Source organism: Prolixibacteraceae bacterium (assembly GCA_019856515.1).
GTDB lineage: Bacteria > Bacteroidota > Bacteroidia > Bacteroidales > Prolixibacteraceae > Halosquirtibacter > Halosquirtibacter xylanolyticus.
This window is the reverse complement of the sequence record CP082230.1, coordinates 2,954,429-2,971,227: the sequence shown is the minus strand read 5'-3', so window position 1 is coordinate 2,971,227 and position 16,799 is coordinate 2,954,429. Positions and strand designations below refer to the sequence as shown.

Annotated in this window: 1 protein-coding gene, 4 tRNA genes and 8 rRNA genes; all 13 read left to right on the top strand. The window is 45.5% G+C overall.

The genetic code is table 11. From position 1 onward, the window contains the following. Window positions 1-119: 119 nt before the first annotated feature. The 13 genes from K5X82_10720 to K5X82_10660 all read left to right on the top strand — a co-directional run bounded on the left by K5X82_10720 (window position 120) and on the right by K5X82_10660 (window position 16,785). Window positions 120-2,998, top strand: a 23S ribosomal RNA gene (locus K5X82_10720). Between the two features lie 128 nt (window positions 2,999-3,126). Beyond that, window positions 3,127-3,237: ribosomal RNA gene (rrf, locus tag K5X82_10715) — 5S ribosomal RNA — on the top strand. Between the two features lie 147 nt (window positions 3,238-3,384). Further along, window positions 3,385-4,908: ribosomal RNA gene (locus K5X82_10710) — 16S ribosomal RNA — on the top strand. Between the two features lie 139 nt (window positions 4,909-5,047). Then, window positions 5,048-5,121: transfer RNA gene (locus K5X82_10705), tRNA-Ile, on the top strand. 31 nt (window positions 5,122-5,152) lie between these two features. Further along, a tRNA-Ala gene (locus K5X82_10700) sits at window positions 5,153-5,226 on the top strand. A gap of 131 nt (window positions 5,227-5,357) precedes the next feature. Continuing rightward, window positions 5,358-8,236, top strand: a 23S ribosomal RNA gene (locus tag K5X82_10695). A gap of 128 nt (window positions 8,237-8,364) precedes the next feature. Beyond that, a 5S ribosomal RNA gene (gene rrf / locus K5X82_10690) occupies window positions 8,365-8,475 on the top strand. Between the two features lie 147 nt (window positions 8,476-8,622). Then, window positions 8,623-10,146, top strand: a 16S ribosomal RNA gene (locus K5X82_10685). Between the two features lie 139 nt (window positions 10,147-10,285). Further along, window positions 10,286-10,359, top strand: a tRNA-Ile gene (locus K5X82_10680). A 31-nt stretch (window positions 10,360-10,390) separates the two neighbouring features. Then, window positions 10,391-10,464 (top strand) — tRNA-Ala (locus K5X82_10675). A gap of 131 nt (window positions 10,465-10,595) precedes the next feature. Then, window positions 10,596-13,474 (top strand): 23S ribosomal RNA (locus tag K5X82_10670). A 128-nt stretch (window positions 13,475-13,602) separates the two neighbouring features. Beyond that, a 5S ribosomal RNA gene (rrf, locus tag K5X82_10665) occupies window positions 13,603-13,713 on the top strand. The 16S, 23S and 5S rRNA genes sit together here with 4 tRNA genes alongside, the layout of an rRNA operon. A 1,515-nt stretch (window positions 13,714-15,228) precedes the next feature. After that, window positions 15,229-16,785, top strand: coding sequence for a hypothetical protein (locus K5X82_10660; protein QZT35776.1), 1,557 nt, complete (start codon window positions 15,229-15,231; stop codon window positions 16,783-16,785). Window positions 16,786-16,799: the final 14 nt, after the last annotated feature.

Genomic DNA, 16,799 nt, shown 5'->3' with positions numbered 1-16,799 from the left:
GATTTAGTTAGATTTAATTTGATTAGATCGGTGTATATAAGTTCTTTGACATTCTGGAAAAAAGTAATCTGTAAAAGAATACAACAGATATCGAGATTAACATTAAAGGTTAATTATAATAGAAAGTAAGTAAGGGTGTATGGTGGATGCCTAGGCTCTTAGAGGCGATGAAAGACGTGATAAGCTGCGATAAGCTTCGGGGAGGTGCAAACAACCTTTGATCCGAAGATTTCTGAATGGGGCAACCCAGCCAATTTATTGGTTATCTGACTATGTCAGAGGCAAACCCGGAGAACTGAAACATCTAAGTACCCGGAGGAAGAGAAAACAAAAGTGATTCCGTTAGTAGTGGCGATCGAACGCGGATTAGCCCAAACCAATTACGTTTCGGCGTGGTTGGGGTTGTAGGACTGCGATATGAGATTATGCGTGAAGTAGAAGTAACTGGAAAGTTACACCAGAGAGGGTGATAGTCCTGTACACGTAAGCAAATATGATCTAGCAGTATCCTGAGTAGGGCGGGGCACGTGAAACCCTGTCTGAATCTGCCAGGACCATCTGGTAAGGCTAAATACTCCTAAGAGACCGATAGAGAACCAGTACCGTGAGGGAAAGGTGAAAAGTACCCCGAACAGGGGAGTGAAATAGTACCTGAAACCATACACTTACAAGCGGTCGGAGCATCATTAGATGTGACGGCGTGCCTTTTGCATAATGAGCCTACGAGTTACTCCTCACTAGCAAGGTTAAGAGCTTAAGGCTCGGAGCCGAAGCGAAAGCAAGTCTGAATAGGGCGTCGAAGTTAGTGGGGGTAGACGCGAAACCGTGTGATCTACCCATGGGCAGGTTGAAGTCTTGGTAACACAAGATGGAGGACCGAACCAGGGAGCGTTGAAAAGCTCTTGGATGACCTGTGGGTAGGGGTGAAAGGCCAATCAAACTCGGAAATAGCTCGTACTCCCCGAAATGCATTTAGGTGCAGCCTTGGATATAGTATTGCAGAGGTAGAGCTACTGATTGGATGCGAGGGCTTCACCGCCTATCAACTCCAGACAAACTCCGAATGCTGTAATATGATTACCAGGAGTGAGGGCATGGGTGCTAAGGTCCATGTCCGAAAGGGAAAGAACCCGGACCATCAGCTAAGGTCCCCAAGTATATGTTAAGTTGAACAAACGAGGTCTGATTGCATAGACAGCTAGTATGTTGGCTTGGAAGCAGCCATTCATTTAAAGAGTGCGTAACAGCTCACTAGTCGAGCGATCGGGCATGGATAATAATCGGGCATCAAACATATCACCGAAGCTATGGATTTAATGGACTACCATTAAGTGGTAGGGGAGCATTCTGACTGCGTTGAATGTGTGCTGTGAGGCGCGCTGGAGCGGTTAGAAAAGCAAATGTAGGCATAAGTAACGATAAGGAGGGCGAGAAACCCTCCCACCGATAGACTAAGGTTTCCTGATCAACGCTAATCGGATCAGGGTTAGTCGGGACCTAAGGGGTAGCCGAACGGCGAACTCGATGGACAACGGGTTAATATTCCCGTACTTTATATAGTTGTGATGGGGCGACGGAGTGATGAAAGCACCGCGTACTGACGGAATAGTACGTTGAAGGGCGTAGGTTATGAGATGTGTAGGCAAATCCGCACGTTGAGCTGAAACCCGATAGTACCGAGAGTCTTCGGACGATTGGATAGTGTGCCTAAGGGCTTCCAAGAAAAACCTCTAAACGTAGATTATATAAACCCGTACCGCAAACCGACACAGGTAGTCAAGGAGAGAATCCTGAGGTGCTCGAGTGATTCATGGCTAAGGAACTAGGCAAAATCGATCCGTAACTTCGGGAGAAGGATCGCTCCTCGCAAGGGGAGCCGCAGTGAAAAGGCCCAGGCGACTGTTTATCAAAAACACAGGGCTTTGCTAAATCGAAAGATGATGTATAAGGCCTGACACCTGCCCGGTGCCGGAAGGTTAAGTGGGGGCGTTATCTTCGGAGAAGCGCTGAAATGAAGCCCCGGTAAACGGCGGCCGTAACTATAACGGTCCTAAGGTAGCGAAATTCCTTGTCGGGTAAGTTCCGACCTGCACGAATGGTGCAACGATCTGGGCACTGTCTCAGCCATGAGCTCGGTGAAATTGAAGTATCGGTGAAGATGCCGATTACCCGCAACGGGACGGAAAGACCCCGTGAACCTTTACTGCAACTTCACATTGATTTTGGGCAAGTAATGTGTAGGATAGGTCGGAGACAATGAAATGGCGTCGCTAGGCGTTGTGGAGTCGTCCTTGAAATACGACCCTTTGCTTGTTTGAAACCTAACTCAGCAATGAGGACATTGTGTGGTGGGTAGTTTGACTGGGGTGGTCGCCTCCAAAAGAGTAACGGAGGCTTCTAAAGGTACCCTCAAGACGATTGGTAACCGTCTGTAGAGTGTAATGGCACAAGGGTGCTTGACTGTGAGACCAACACGTCGATCAGGTACGAAAGTAGAGCATAGTGATCCGGTGGTTCCGTATGGAAGGGCCATCGCTCAAAGGATAAAAGGTACTCCGGGGATAACAGGCTGATCGCTCCCAAGAGCTCATATCGACGGAGCGGTTTGGCACCTCGATGTCGGCTCGTCACATCCTGGGGCTGGAGAAGGTCCCAAGGGTTGGGCTGTTCGCCCATTAAAGTGGCACGCGAGCTGGGTTCAGAACGTCGTGAGACAGTTCGGTCCCTATCTGTTGTGGGCGCAGGAAACTTGAGAGAAGCTGCTGCTAGTACGAGAGGACCGCGGTGGACAAACCTCTGGTGTATCAGTTGTGCCGCCAGGTGCATTGCTGAGTAGCTACGTTTGGAAGAGATAAGTGCTGAAAGCATCTAAGCACGAAGCTCCACTCAAGATGAGGTTTCCTTAGAGGGTCGTTGGAGACTACGACGTTGATAGGCTGCAGGTGTAAAGGTTGTGAGACCAAAGCCGAGCAGTACTAATTACCCGAAACTTTCATTAGAACAAAAGATTAGTTGTATTTAGATTACTTTTTCCAGGAGCATGTCAAAAAGATATATTGAACTATGTATGCTGATAATGTTAGATTATAACATTTAAGTCAGATATAAATAACCGTATTTAGAATTTAAGGTGGTTATTGCATAGGGGTTCCACCTCTTCCCATTCCGAACAGAGAAGTTAAGCCCTACCGCGCCGATGGTACTGCAGAGATGTGGGAGAGTAGGTCGCCGCCGTTTTAGTAAAAGATCAATTCACTAGAGTTGATTTTTTTATGAACTAAACGTTCTTTGAAGATTTTTTTTGATAATGACAAGTACAAAAAAGCAACCGTCAATCTAATAGATTTTTGAGTTTTTGTTGAGCTAAATTAATTAACTTTTTATACAACGAAGAGTTTGATCCTGGCTCAGGATGAACGCTAGCGGGAGGCCTAACACATGCAAGTCGAGGGGTAACGGAGGTAGCTTGCTACCAGACGACGACCGGCGCACGGGTGAGTAACGCGTATGTAATCTGCCTTGTACAGGGGAATAGCCCAGAGAAATTTGGATTAATGCCCCATAGTATTACCGAGTCGCATGACTTGGTGATTAAAGCTCCGGCGGTACAAGATGAACATGCGTGACATTAGCTAGTTGGTAAGGTAACGGCTTACCAAGGCTACGATGTCTAGGGGTTCTGAGAGGATGATCCCCCACACTGGTACTGAGACACGGACCAGACTCCTACGGGAGGCAGCAGTGAGGAATATTGGTCAATGGACGCAAGTCTGAACCAGCCATCCCGCGTGAAGGATGACTGCCCTATGGGTTGTAAACTTCTTTTATATGCAAATAAACCTACTTTCGTGAAAGTAGCTGAAGGTAGCATATGAATAAACACCGGCTAACTCCGTGCCAGCAGCCGCGGTAATACGGAGGGTGTAAGCGTTATCCGGATTTATTGGGTTTAAAGGGTACGTAGGCGGTAATATAAGTCAGTGGTGAAATCCTGCAGCTCAACTGTAGAACTGCCATTGAAACTGTATTACTTGAGTATACTTGAGGTAGGCGGAATGAGTAGTGTAGCGGTGAAATGCTTAGATATTACTCAGAACACCGATTGCGAAGGCAGCTTACTAAGGTATAACTGACGCTGATGTACGAAAGCGTGGGGAGCGAACAGGATTAGATACCCTGGTAGTCCACGCCGTAAACGATGATTACTCGCTGTTGGCGATACACAGTCAGTGGCTAAGCGAAAGTTTTAAGTAATCCACCTGGGGAGTACGATCGCAAGATTGAAACTCAAAGGAATTGACGGGGGCCCGCACAAGCGGAGGAACATGTGGTTTAATTCGATGATACGCGAGGAACCTTACCTGGGCTTAAATGTACGGCGATCGGTCTAGAGATAGACTTTTCTTCGGACGACGTACAAGGTGCTGCATGGTTGTCGTCAGCTCGTGCCGTGAGGTGTCGGGTTAAGTCCCATAACGAGCGCAACCCCTATCTTTAGTTGCTAACAGGTTAAGCTGAGGACTCTAGAGAGACTGCCACCGTAAGGTGAGAGGAAGGTGGGGATGACGTCAAATCAGCACGGCCCTTATGTCCAGGGCTACACACGTGTTACAATGGTCAGTACAAAGGGCAGCTACCTGGCGACAGGATGCTAATCTCTAAAACTGGTCTCAGTTCGGATCGGAGTCTGCAACTCGACTCCGTGAAGCTGGATTCGCTAGTAATCGCGCATCAGCCATGGCGCGGTGAATACGTTCCCGGGCCTTGTACACACCGCCCGTCAAACCATGGAAGCTGGGGGTGCCTGAAGTCTGTTACCGAAAGGAGCGGCCTAGGGTAAAACTAGTGACTGGGGTTAAGTCGTAACAAGGTAGCCGTACCGGAAGGTGTGGCTGGAACACCTCCTTTCTGGAGCCGACAAGAACGGTTAAAGAAAATCGACGAGATTAGGTTGTTTTTTCTTGTCATATCAAAAAACCTTATATACCCACATAACCAAAGTGGATAGCGTTAGGCTGAAAAACTAAGGTGGTTATGTTTTAGACATAGTCCCGTAGCTCAGCTGGTTAGAGCGCTACACTGATAATGTAGAGGTCCCCAGTTCAAGTCTGGGCGGGACTACAATCGTAATATTATTTATACGAGGTTATTTGGGGGATTAGCTCAGCTGGCTAGAGCGCCTGCCTTGCACGCAGGAGGTCATCGGTTCGACTCCGATATTCTCCACACATTTATATTGATTTAGTTAGATTTAATTTGATTAGATCGGTGTATATAAGTTCTTTGACATTCTGGAAAAAAGTAATCTGTAAAAGAATACAACAGATATCGAGATTAACATTAAAGGTTAATTATAATAGAAAGTAAGTAAGGGTGTATGGTGGATGCCTAGGCTCTTAGAGGCGATGAAAGACGTGATAAGCTGCGATAAGCTTCGGGGAGGTGCAAACAACCTTTGATCCGAAGATTTCTGAATGGGGCAACCCAGCCAATTTATTGGTTATCTGACTATGTCAGAGGCAAACCCGGAGAACTGAAACATCTAAGTACCCGGAGGAAGAGAAAACAAAAGTGATTCCGTTAGTAGTGGCGATCGAACGCGGATTAGCCCAAACCAATTACGTTTCGGCGTTGTTGGGGTTGTAGGACTGCGATATGAGATTATGCGTGAAGTAGAAGTAACTGGAAAGTTACACCAGAGAGGGTGATAGTCCTGTACACGTAAGCAAATATGATCTAGCAGTATCCTGAGTAGGGCGGGGCACGTGAAACCCTGTCTGAATCTGCCAGGACCATCTGGTAAGGCTAAATACTCCTAAGAGACCGATAGAGAACCAGTACCGTGAGGGAAAGGTGAAAAGTACCCCGAACAGGGGAGTGAAATAGTACCTGAAACCATACACTTACAAGCGGTCGGAGCATCATTAGATGTGACGGCGTGCCTTTTGCATAATGAGCCTACGAGTTACTCCTCACTAGCAAGGTTAAGAGCTTAAGGCTCGGAGCCGAAGCGAAAGCAAGTCTGAATAGGGCGTCGAAGTTAGTGGGGGTAGACGCGAAACCGTGTGATCTACCCATGGGCAGGTTGAAGTCTTGGTAACACAAGATGGAGGACCGAACCAGGGAGCGTTGAAAAGCTCTTGGATGACCTGTGGGTAGGGGTGAAAGGCCAATCAAACTCGGAAATAGCTCGTACTCCCCGAAATGCATTTAGGTGCAGCCTTGGATATAGTATTGCAGAGGTAGAGCTACTGATTGGATGCGAGGGCTTCACCGCCTATCAACTCCAGACAAACTCCGAATGCTGTAATATGATTACCAGGAGTGAGGGCATGGGTGCTAAGGTCCATGTCCGAAAGGGAAAGAACCCGGACCATCAGCTAAGGTCCCCAAGTATATGTTAAGTTGAACAAACGAGGTCTGATTGCATAGACAGCTAGTATGTTGGCTTGGAAGCAGCCATTCATTTAAAGAGTGCGTAACAGCTCACTAGTCGAGCGATCGGGCATGGATAATAATCGGGCATCAAACATATCACCGAAGCTATGGATTTAATGGACTACCATTAAGTGGTAGGGGAGCATTCTGACTGCGTTGAATGTGCACTGTGAGGTGCGCTGGAGCGGTTAGAAAAGCAAATGTAGGCATAAGTAACGATAAGGAGGGCGAGAAACCCTCCCACCGATAGACTAAGGTTTCCTGATCAACGCTAATCGGATCAGGGTTAGTCGGGACCTAAGGGGTAGCCGAACGGCGAACTCGATGGACAACGGGTTAATATTCCCGTACTTTATATAGTTGTGATGGGGCGACGGAGTGATGAAAGCACCGCGTACTGACGGAATAGTACGTTGAAGGGCGTAGGTTATGAGATGTGTAGGCAAATCCGCACGTTGAGCTGAAACCCGATAGTACCGAGAGTCTTCGGACGATTGGATAGTGTGCCTAAGGGCTTCCAAGAAAAACCTCTAAACGTAGATTATATAAACCCGTACCGCAAACCGACACAGGTAGTCAAGGAGAGAATCCTGAGGTGCTCGAGTGATTCATGGCTAAGGAACTAGGCAAAATCGATCCGTAACTTCGGGAGAAGGATCGCTCCTCGCAAGGGGAGCCGCAGTGAAAAGGCCCAGGCGACTGTTTATCAAAAACACAGGGCTTTGCTAAATCGAAAGATGATGTATAAGGCCTGACACCTGCCCGGTGCCGGAAGGTTAAGTGGGGGCGTTATCTTCGGAGAAGCGCTGAAATGAAGCCCCGGTAAACGGCGGCCGTAACTATAACGGTCCTAAGGTAGCGAAATTCCTTGTCGGGTAAGTTCCGACCTGCACGAATGGTGCAACGATCTGGGCACTGTCTCAGCCATGAGCTCGGTGAAATTGAAGTATCGGTGAAGATGCCGATTACCCGCAACGGGACGGAAAGACCCCGTGAACCTTTACTGCAACTTCACATTGATTTTGGGCAAGTAATGTGTAGGATAGGTCGGAGACAATGAAATGGCGTCGCTAGGCGTTGTGGAGTCGTCCTTGAAATACGACCCTTTGCTTGTTTGAAACCTAACTCAGCAATGAGGACATTGTGTGGTGGGTAGTTTGACTGGGGTGGTCGCCTCCAAAAGAGTAACGGAGGCTTCTAAAGGTACCCTCAAGACGATTGGTAACCGTCTGTAGAGTGTAATGGCACAAGGGTGCTTGACTGTGAGACCAACACGTCGATCAGGTACGAAAGTAGAGCATAGTGATCCGGTGGTTCCGTATGGAAGGGCCATCGCTCAAAGGATAAAAGGTACTCCGGGGATAACAGGCTGATCGCTCCCAAGAGCTCATATCGACGGAGCGGTTTGGCACCTCGATGTCGGCTCGTCACATCCTGGGGCTGGAGAAGGTCCCAAGGGTTGGGCTGTTCGCCCATTAAAGTGGCACGCGAGCTGGGTTCAGAACGTCGTGAGACAGTTCGGTCCCTATCTGTTGTGGGCGCAGGAAACTTGAGAGAAGCTGCTGCTAGTACGAGAGGACCGCGGTGGACAAACCTCTGGTGTATCAGTTGTGCCGCCAGGTGCATTGCTGAGTAGCTACGTTTGGAAGAGATAAGTGCTGAAAGCATCTAAGCACGAAGCTCCACTCAAGATGAGGTTTCCTTAGAGGGTCGTTGGAGACTACGACGTTGATAGGCTGCAGGTGTAAAGGTTGTGAGACCAAAGCCGAGCAGTACTAATTACCCGAAACTTTCATTAGAACAAAAGATTAGTTGTATTTAGATTACTTTTTCCAGGAGCATGTCAAAAAGATATATTGAACTATGTATGCTGATAATGTTAGATTATAACATTTAAGTCAGATATAAATAACCGTATTTAGAATTTAAGGTGGTTATTGCATAGGGGTTCCACCTCTTCCCATTCCGAACAGAGAAGTTAAGCCCTACCGCGCCGATGGTACTGCAGAGATGTGGGAGAGTAGGTCGCCGCCGTTTTAGTAAAAGATCAATTCACTAGAGTTGATTTTTTTATGAACTAAACGTTCTTTGAAGATTTTTTTTGATAATGACAAGTACAAAAAAGCAACCGTCAATCTAATAGATTTTTGAGTTTTTGTTGAGCTAAATTAATTAACTTTTTATACAACGAAGAGTTTGATCCTGGCTCAGGATGAACGCTAGCGGGAGGCCTAACACATGCAAGTCGAGGGGTAACGGAAGTAGCTTGCTACTAGACGACGACCGGCGCACGGGTGAGTAACGCGTATGTAATCTGCCTTGTACAGGGGAATAGCCCAGAGAAATTTGGATTAATGCCCCATAGTATTGCCGAGTCGCATGACTTGGTGATTAAAGCTCCGGCGGTACAAGATGAACATGCGTGACATTAGCTAGTTGGTAAGGTAACGGCTTACCAAGGCTACGATGTCTAGGGGTTCTGAGAGGATGATCCCCCACACTGGTACTGAGACACGGACCAGACTCCTACGGGAGGCAGCAGTGAGGAATATTGGTCAATGGACGCAAGTCTGAACCAGCCATCCCGCGTGAAGGATGACTGCCCTATGGGTTGTAAACTTCTTTTATATGCAAATAAACCTACTTTCGTGAAAGTAGCTGAAGGTAGCATATGAATAAACACCGGCTAACTCCGTGCCAGCAGCCGCGGTAATACGGAGGGTGTAAGCGTTATCCGGATTTATTGGGTTTAAAGGGTACGTAGGCGGTAATATAAGTCAGTGGTGAAATCCTGCAGCTCAACTGTAGAACTGCCATTGAAACTGTATTACTTGAGTATACTTGAGGTAGGCGGAATGAGTAGTGTAGCGGTGAAATGCTTAGATATTACTCAGAACACCGATTGCGAAGGCAGCTTACTAAGGTATAACTGACGCTGATGTACGAAAGCGTGGGGAGCGAACAGGATTAGATACCCTGGTAGTCCACGCCGTAAACGATGATTACTCGCTGTTGGCGATACACAGTCAGTGGCTAAGCGAAAGTTTTAAGTAATCCACCTGGGGAGTACGATCGCAAGATTGAAACTCAAAGGAATTGACGGGGGCCCGCACAAGCGGAGGAACATGTGGTTTAATTCGATGATACGCGAGGAACCTTACCTGGGCTTAAATGTACGGCGATCGGTCTAGAGATAGACTTTTCTTCGGACGACGTACAAGGTGCTGCATGGTTGTCGTCAGCTCGTGCCGTGAGGTGTCGGGTTAAGTCCCATAACGAGCGCAACCCCTATCTTTAGTTGCTAACAGGTTAAGCTGAGGACTCTAGAGAGACTGCCACCGTAAGGTGAGAGGAAGGTGGGGATGACGTCAAATCAGCACGGCCCTTATGTCCAGGGCTACACACGTGTTACAATGGTCAGTACAAAGGGCAGCTACCTGGCGACAGGATGCTAATCTCTAAAACTGGTCTCAGTTCGGATCGGAGTCTGCAACTCGACTCCGTGAAGCTGGATTCGCTAGTAATCGCGCATCAGCCATGGCGCGGTGAATACGTTCCCGGGCCTTGTACACACCGCCCGTCAAACCATGGAAGCTGGGGGTGCCTGAAGTCTGTTACCGAAAGGAGCGGCCTAGGGTAAAACTAGTGACTGGGGTTAAGTCGTAACAAGGTAGCCGTACCGGAAGGTGTGGCTGGAACACCTCCTTTCTGGAGCCGACAAGAACGGTTAAAGAAAATCGACGAGATTAGGTTGTTTTTTCTTGTCATATCAAAAAACCTTATATACCCACATAACCAAAGTGGATAGCGTTAGGCTGAAAAACTAAGGTGGTTATGTTTTAGACATAGTCCCGTAGCTCAGCTGGTTAGAGCGCTACACTGATAATGTAGAGGTCCCCAGTTCAAGTCTGGGCGGGACTACAATCGTAATATTATTTATACGAGGTTATTTGGGGGATTAGCTCAGCTGGCTAGAGCGCCTGCCTTGCACGCAGGAGGTCATCGGTTCGACTCCGATATTCTCCACACATTTATATTGATTTAGTTAGATTTAATTTGATTAGATCGGTGTATATAAGTTCTTTGACATTCTGGAAAAAAGTAATCTGTAAAAGAATACAACAGATATCGAGATTAACATTAAAGGTTAATTATAATAGAAAGTAAGTAAGGGTGTATGGTGGATGCCTAGGCTCTTAGAGGCGATGAAAGACGTGATAAGCTGCGATAAGCTTCGGGGAGGTGCAAACAACCTTTGATCCGAAGATTTCTGAATGGGGCAACCCAGCCAATTTATTGGTTATCTGACTATGTCAGAGGCAAACCCGGAGAACTGAAACATCTAAGTACCCGGAGGAAGAGAAAACAAAAGTGATTCCGTTAGTAGTGGCGATCGAACGCGGATTAGCCCAAACCAATTACGTTTCGGCGTTGTTGGGGTTGTAGGACTGCGATATGAGATTATGCGTGAAGTAGAAGTAACTGGAAAGTTACACCAGAGAGGGTGATAGTCCTGTACACGTAAGCAAATATGATCTAGCAGTATCCTGAGTAGGGCGGGGCACGTGAAACCCTGTCTGAATCTGCCAGGACCATCTGGTAAGGCTAAATACTCCTAAGAGACCGATAGAGAACCAGTACCGTGAGGGAAAGGTGAAAAGTACCCCGAACAGGGGAGTGAAATAGTACCTGAAACCATACACTTACAAGCGGTCGGAGCATCATTAGATGTGACGGCGTGCCTTTTGCATAATGAGCCTACGAGTTACTCCTCACTAGCAAGGTTAAGAGCTTAAGGCTCGGAGCCGAAGCGAAAGCAAGTCTGAATAGGGCGTCGAAGTTAGTGGGGGTAGACGCGAAACCGTGTGATCTACCCATGGGCAGGTTGAAGTCTTGGTAACACAAGATGGAGGACCGAACCAGGGAGCGTTGAAAAGCTCTTGGATGACCTGTGGGTAGGGGTGAAAGGCCAATCAAACTCGGAAATAGCTCGTACTCCCCGAAATGCATTTAGGTGCAGCCTTGGATATAGTATTGCAGAGGTAGAGCTACTGATTGGATGCGAGGGCTTCACCGCCTATCAACTCCAGACAAACTCCGAATGCTGTAATATGATTACCAGGAGTGAGGGCATGGGTGCTAAGGTCCATGTCCGAAAGGGAAAGAACCCGGACCATCAGCTAAGGTCCCCAAGTATATGTTAAGTTGAACAAACGAGGTCTGATTGCATAGACAGCTAGTATGTTGGCTTGGAAGCAGCCATTCATTTAAAGAGTGCGTAACAGCTCACTAGTCGAGCGATCGGGCATGGATAATAATCGGGCATTAAACATATCACCGAAGCTATGGATTTAATGGACTACCATTAAGTGGTAGGGGAGCATTCTGACTGCGTTGAATGTGCACTGTGAGGTGCGCTGGAGCGGTTAGAAAAGCAAATGTAGGCATAAGTAACGATAAGGAGGGCGAGAAACCCTCCCACCGATAGACTAAGGTTTCCTGATCAACGCTAATCGGATCAGGGTTAGTCGGGACCTAAGGGGTAGCCGAACGGCGAACTCGATGGACAACGGGTTAATATTCCCGTACTTTATATAGTTGTGATGGGGCGACGGAGTGATGAAAGCACCGCGTACTGACGGAATAGTACGTTGAAGGGCGTAGGTTATGAGATGTGTAGGCAAATCCGCACGTTGAGCTGAAACCTGATAGTACCGAGAGTCTTCGGACGATTGGATAGTGTGCCTAAGGGCTTCCTAGAAAAACCTCTAAACGTAGATTATATAAACCCGTACCGCAAACCGACACAGGTAGTCAAGGAGAGAATCCTGAGGTGCTCGAGTGATTCATGGCTAAGGAACTAGGCAAAATCGATCCGTAACTTCGGGAGAAGGATCGCTCCTCGCAAGGGGAGCCGCAGTGAAAAGGCCCAGGCGACTGTTTATCAAAAACACAGGGCTTTGCTAAATCGAAAGATGATGTATAAGGCCTGACACCTGCCCGGTGCCGGAAGGTTAAGTGGGGGCGTTATCTTCGGAGAAGCGCTGAAATGAAGCCCCGGTAAACGGCGGCCGTAACTATAACGGTCCTAAGGTAGCGAAATTCCTTGTCGGGTAAGTTCCGACCTGCACGAATGGTGCAACGATCTGGGCACTGTCTCAGCCATGAGCTCGGTGAAATTGAAGTATCGGTGAAGATGCCGATTACCCGCAACGGGACGGAAAGACCCCGTGAACCTTTACTGCAACTTCACATTGATTTTGGGCAAGTAATGTGTAGGATAGGTCGGAGACAATGAAATGGCGTCGCTAGGCGTTGTGGAGTCGTCCTTGAAATACGACCCTTTGCTTGTTTGAAACCTAACTCAGCAATGAGGACATTGTGTGGTGGGTAGTTTGACTGGGGTGGTCGCCTCCAAAAGAGTAACGGAGGCTTCTAAAGGTACCCTCAAGACGATTGGTAACCGTCTGTAGAGTGTAATGGCACAAGGGTGCTTGACTGTGAGACCAACACGTCGATCAGGTACGAAAGTAGAGCATAGTGATCCGGTGGTTCCGTATGGAAGGGCCATCGCTCAAAGGATAAAAGGTACTCCGGGGATAACAGGCTGATCGCTCCCAAGAGCTCATATCGACGGAGCGGTTTGGCACCTCGATGTCGGCTCGTCACATCCTGGGGCTGGAGAAGGTCCCAAGGGTTGGGCTGTTCGCCCATTAAAGTGGCACGCGAGCTGGGTTCAGAACGTCGTGAGACAGTTCGGTCCCTATCTGTTGTGGGCGCAGGAAACTTGAGAGAAGCTGCTGCTAGTACGAGAGGACCGCGGTGGACAAACCTCTGGTGTATCAGTTGTGCCGCCAGGTGCATTGCTGAGTAGCTACGTTTGGAAGAGATAAGTGCTGAAAGCATCTAAGCACGAAGCTCCACTCAAGATGAGGTTTCCTTAGAGGGTCGTTGGAGACTACGACGTTGATAGGCTGCAGGTGTAAAGGTTGTGAGACCAAAGCCGAGCAGTACTAATTACCCGAAACTTTCATTAGAACAAAAGATTAGTTGTATTTAGATTACTTTTTCCAGGAGCATGTCAAAAAGATATATTGAACTATGTATGCTGATAATGTTAGATTGTAACATTTAAGTCAGATATAAATAACCGTATTAACAATTTAAGGTGGTTATTGCATAGGGGTTCCACCTCTTCCCATTCCGAACAGAGAAGTTAAGCCCTACCGCGCCGATGGTACTGCAGAGATGTGGGAGAGTAGGTCGCCGCCGTTTTACAGAGAACCGATTCTTGTTAAAGAGTCGGTTTTTTTGCGTCTATACTTTTTTAGGTAATATGCTGTGTCTCCATTATAGCAAGAGGAACCTCTTCCCGACATCATTGCCCTTTGGGAACAGAGAAGTTAAGCTCTACCGCACCGATGGTATTGCAGATATGGGTGAGAGTAGGTCGCCGCCATTTTACAGAGAACCGATTCTTATTAAAGAGTCGGTTTTTTTGCGTCTATACTTTTTTCAGTATCTTCCTTGTAATGATCGGTAATTGATCTGATAGAGATGTGTGTCTCCATTATGGCAAGAGGAACCTCTTCCCGACATCATTGCCCTTTGGGAACAGATAAGTTAAGCCCTACCGCACCGATGGTACTGCAGAGATGTGGGAGAGTAAGTCGCCGCCGTTTTACAGAGAACCGATTCTTGTTAAAGAGTCGGTTTTTTGTGTCTATACTTTTTTAGGTAATATGCTGTGTCTCCATTATGGGAAGAGGGACCTCTTCCCGACATTATTTATCTTTAGGAAGAGTAAAGCCATAAAGTGCTGAGGCTTCTGCAGAGCTAAGAGAGATGGAAGTCATCTCTTAGATTAGTTCTTTTGTATGATTCAGTTTTAATGCTGAGAATATAGTATTTCCATTATAGTAAGATGGGGCCGGAGCTATGGGGGTTAAATTCGATCGTTCTGTGATCACAGTAGAATGTGTAAGAGAGATGAAATATATTATCTTCAAAGAGCTAATTATCATCAATGTTTTATGTGTCTATACTTATCTGAGAGTTAATTCCATTTTGGATTTTAGTCTATATTCTTATTTTGTTTAGACGGTATCTATTTGCAATAATTCAATTTTCATTGAGATACTACTTATAATCCGCTTGATTAATGCTTTTGATGTTAATAGTTATGGATTTATTCTATTGAAAAGCGGATAGCCAAAATAGGTCGTACTATTTGATGATTTTTTTTCGTTGAGTGTAAGGGAAAATAGATCTTGGTACTTGATGAGTCGAGCTCGTTAGCAATGTAAGTGTAAGTTAGAAGTGAGTAAGTTATTGTAATACTATGAGAGGTTTATGTCATGAATATAGATTCTAGCGTATAATTGGAGTTTTGTGTAAAATTATAAATATTAGATCTGTATTTATTCTTGTATCTACTTTGTTCATAGGGTGTTGTGTGTTGTATTTTCTGTCTGTATTAGAGATGGTATTCATGTTGATTATGTGTTGAATCCATTATTGTGAATAATAGAAAATAAATATATTGAATTGTTTATTATTGTTGTCATACCTTAAGTTGCTAATGTTTTTTGTATCTGCATTAAGTGAGGGCTATTGTGCAAAGTTCCATATACGTTAATAAAGTTCCATAATAATGTCATCTTTCATTGATAATCGTTCTTTGAAGTAGCTTTGCATTGTAAAATATTTTAATAAGTTGTCGTGTTCAGAGTAGTGTTAATATATTAAGAGTAGGGTGAGATTAAGTTTATTTAAAATTAATAAAAGCTTATGATGAAGAAGTTGAGTTTGATTTTAATGTTTGCTGTGACATTGTTTGGATGTCAAAATAGTTTAGATACCTCTTTGGGTTCTAAATATCCAATGACAACTGGAGGTATGGCAATAACTTCAGATGCTTTAAGTACGATTGTTTCTTTAAAGACAACGACTGTATCTAGTGTTGCGGATGCAACTGTTGCAATTAATGCTGCCACTGCGGGTGAACGGATTGTTCTTTCACCAGGAGTATACAATGATCTTAAAATGGTTGTAAAGGCATCAGGAACTACTACCAATCCAATCATTATTGAATCTGAAATTCCAGGAAAAGCGATTATATCGGGAGACTGTGCAGTAGAGCTTCACGGTGAGAATATTGTATTGAAAGGATTCTATTTCAAAAATGGTGCAAGAACTGGCACAAAATGGAAAGTGAAAGGCCCAGGATTGATTGCTATTTATGGAAGCTACAATAGAGTTACGGAGTGTGTTGTTGATGATTTCAATGATGTGAGCTCTGCTTACTTAACGACATCGTTAACACCTGCTGGAGTTGTACCAGTTCACTGTAGAATTGATCATTGTTCTTTTACGAATAAGACATCACGTGATCAAGTTATTAATTTAAACAATACACCTAAGCGTATAGATACTGGCGCACCAGGCGTTCCAATGTATCACCGTATTGACCACTGTTATTTTGAGAATCCATATAAGAAAAAAGGTAATGCAGGAGGTGGTATCCGCATTGGCTTTTGGAGAAAAGATTTTGGTCGTTGTTTGGTAGACTCTAATATGTTTGTTAAACAGAATTCTGAACCAGAGATCATCACAAGTAAATCAAGAGAGAATATATACTATGCAAACACTTTCATTGATTGTGATGGAACAATGAATCTACGTCATGGTGATGATCAAGTGTTACTACAGAACTTCTTCTTAAGCTACAGTACTACTGAACAAGCTGGAGGGGCATTTATCTGGGGAAGTGGTCACCTGATTGCAGGAAATTATTTCCAATTGAAGAAAACGATGAAAGATCGTGGATATGCAGCGCTTTATCTTAATTCAGGTGCAAGAGAAACTACGCATGCATTAGCTTATAATATTGACATTGCGAATAACTATTTCGGTAACAATAATGGTTATGCTGTAGATCTACAAGCATTCAAGAGTCGTCGTATTCCATGGTGTGTGAAAAATGGTGAAACTTATGAAGATCCTCATGATCTACGTTTTGCAGGGAATATTTTCTTACAGAAGAGTTATACTTATAATTTCTTCCAAACTGATGCTCCAACTTCAAGCTTTGGAACATTCAATAATGATTTTGTATATGGAACAACTGCTCTAGGAATTACCAATAGAGCTGGATTGACTGTTTCAGCATCGACTCTAAATAAGGATACTTCAAAGGGAATTTTTGCAATCCCTGCTGGGTATGTACCTTCAACTGTGTCGTATTCAAATATTACAGGAATTGATTTGGATCTTTCAGCTTTAGCTTCACAAGGAGTGGTAGGAAGACCATTGAAGAAAAAAGATACTGGGGCGACCTGGTTATAAGATATTTTAGCAGT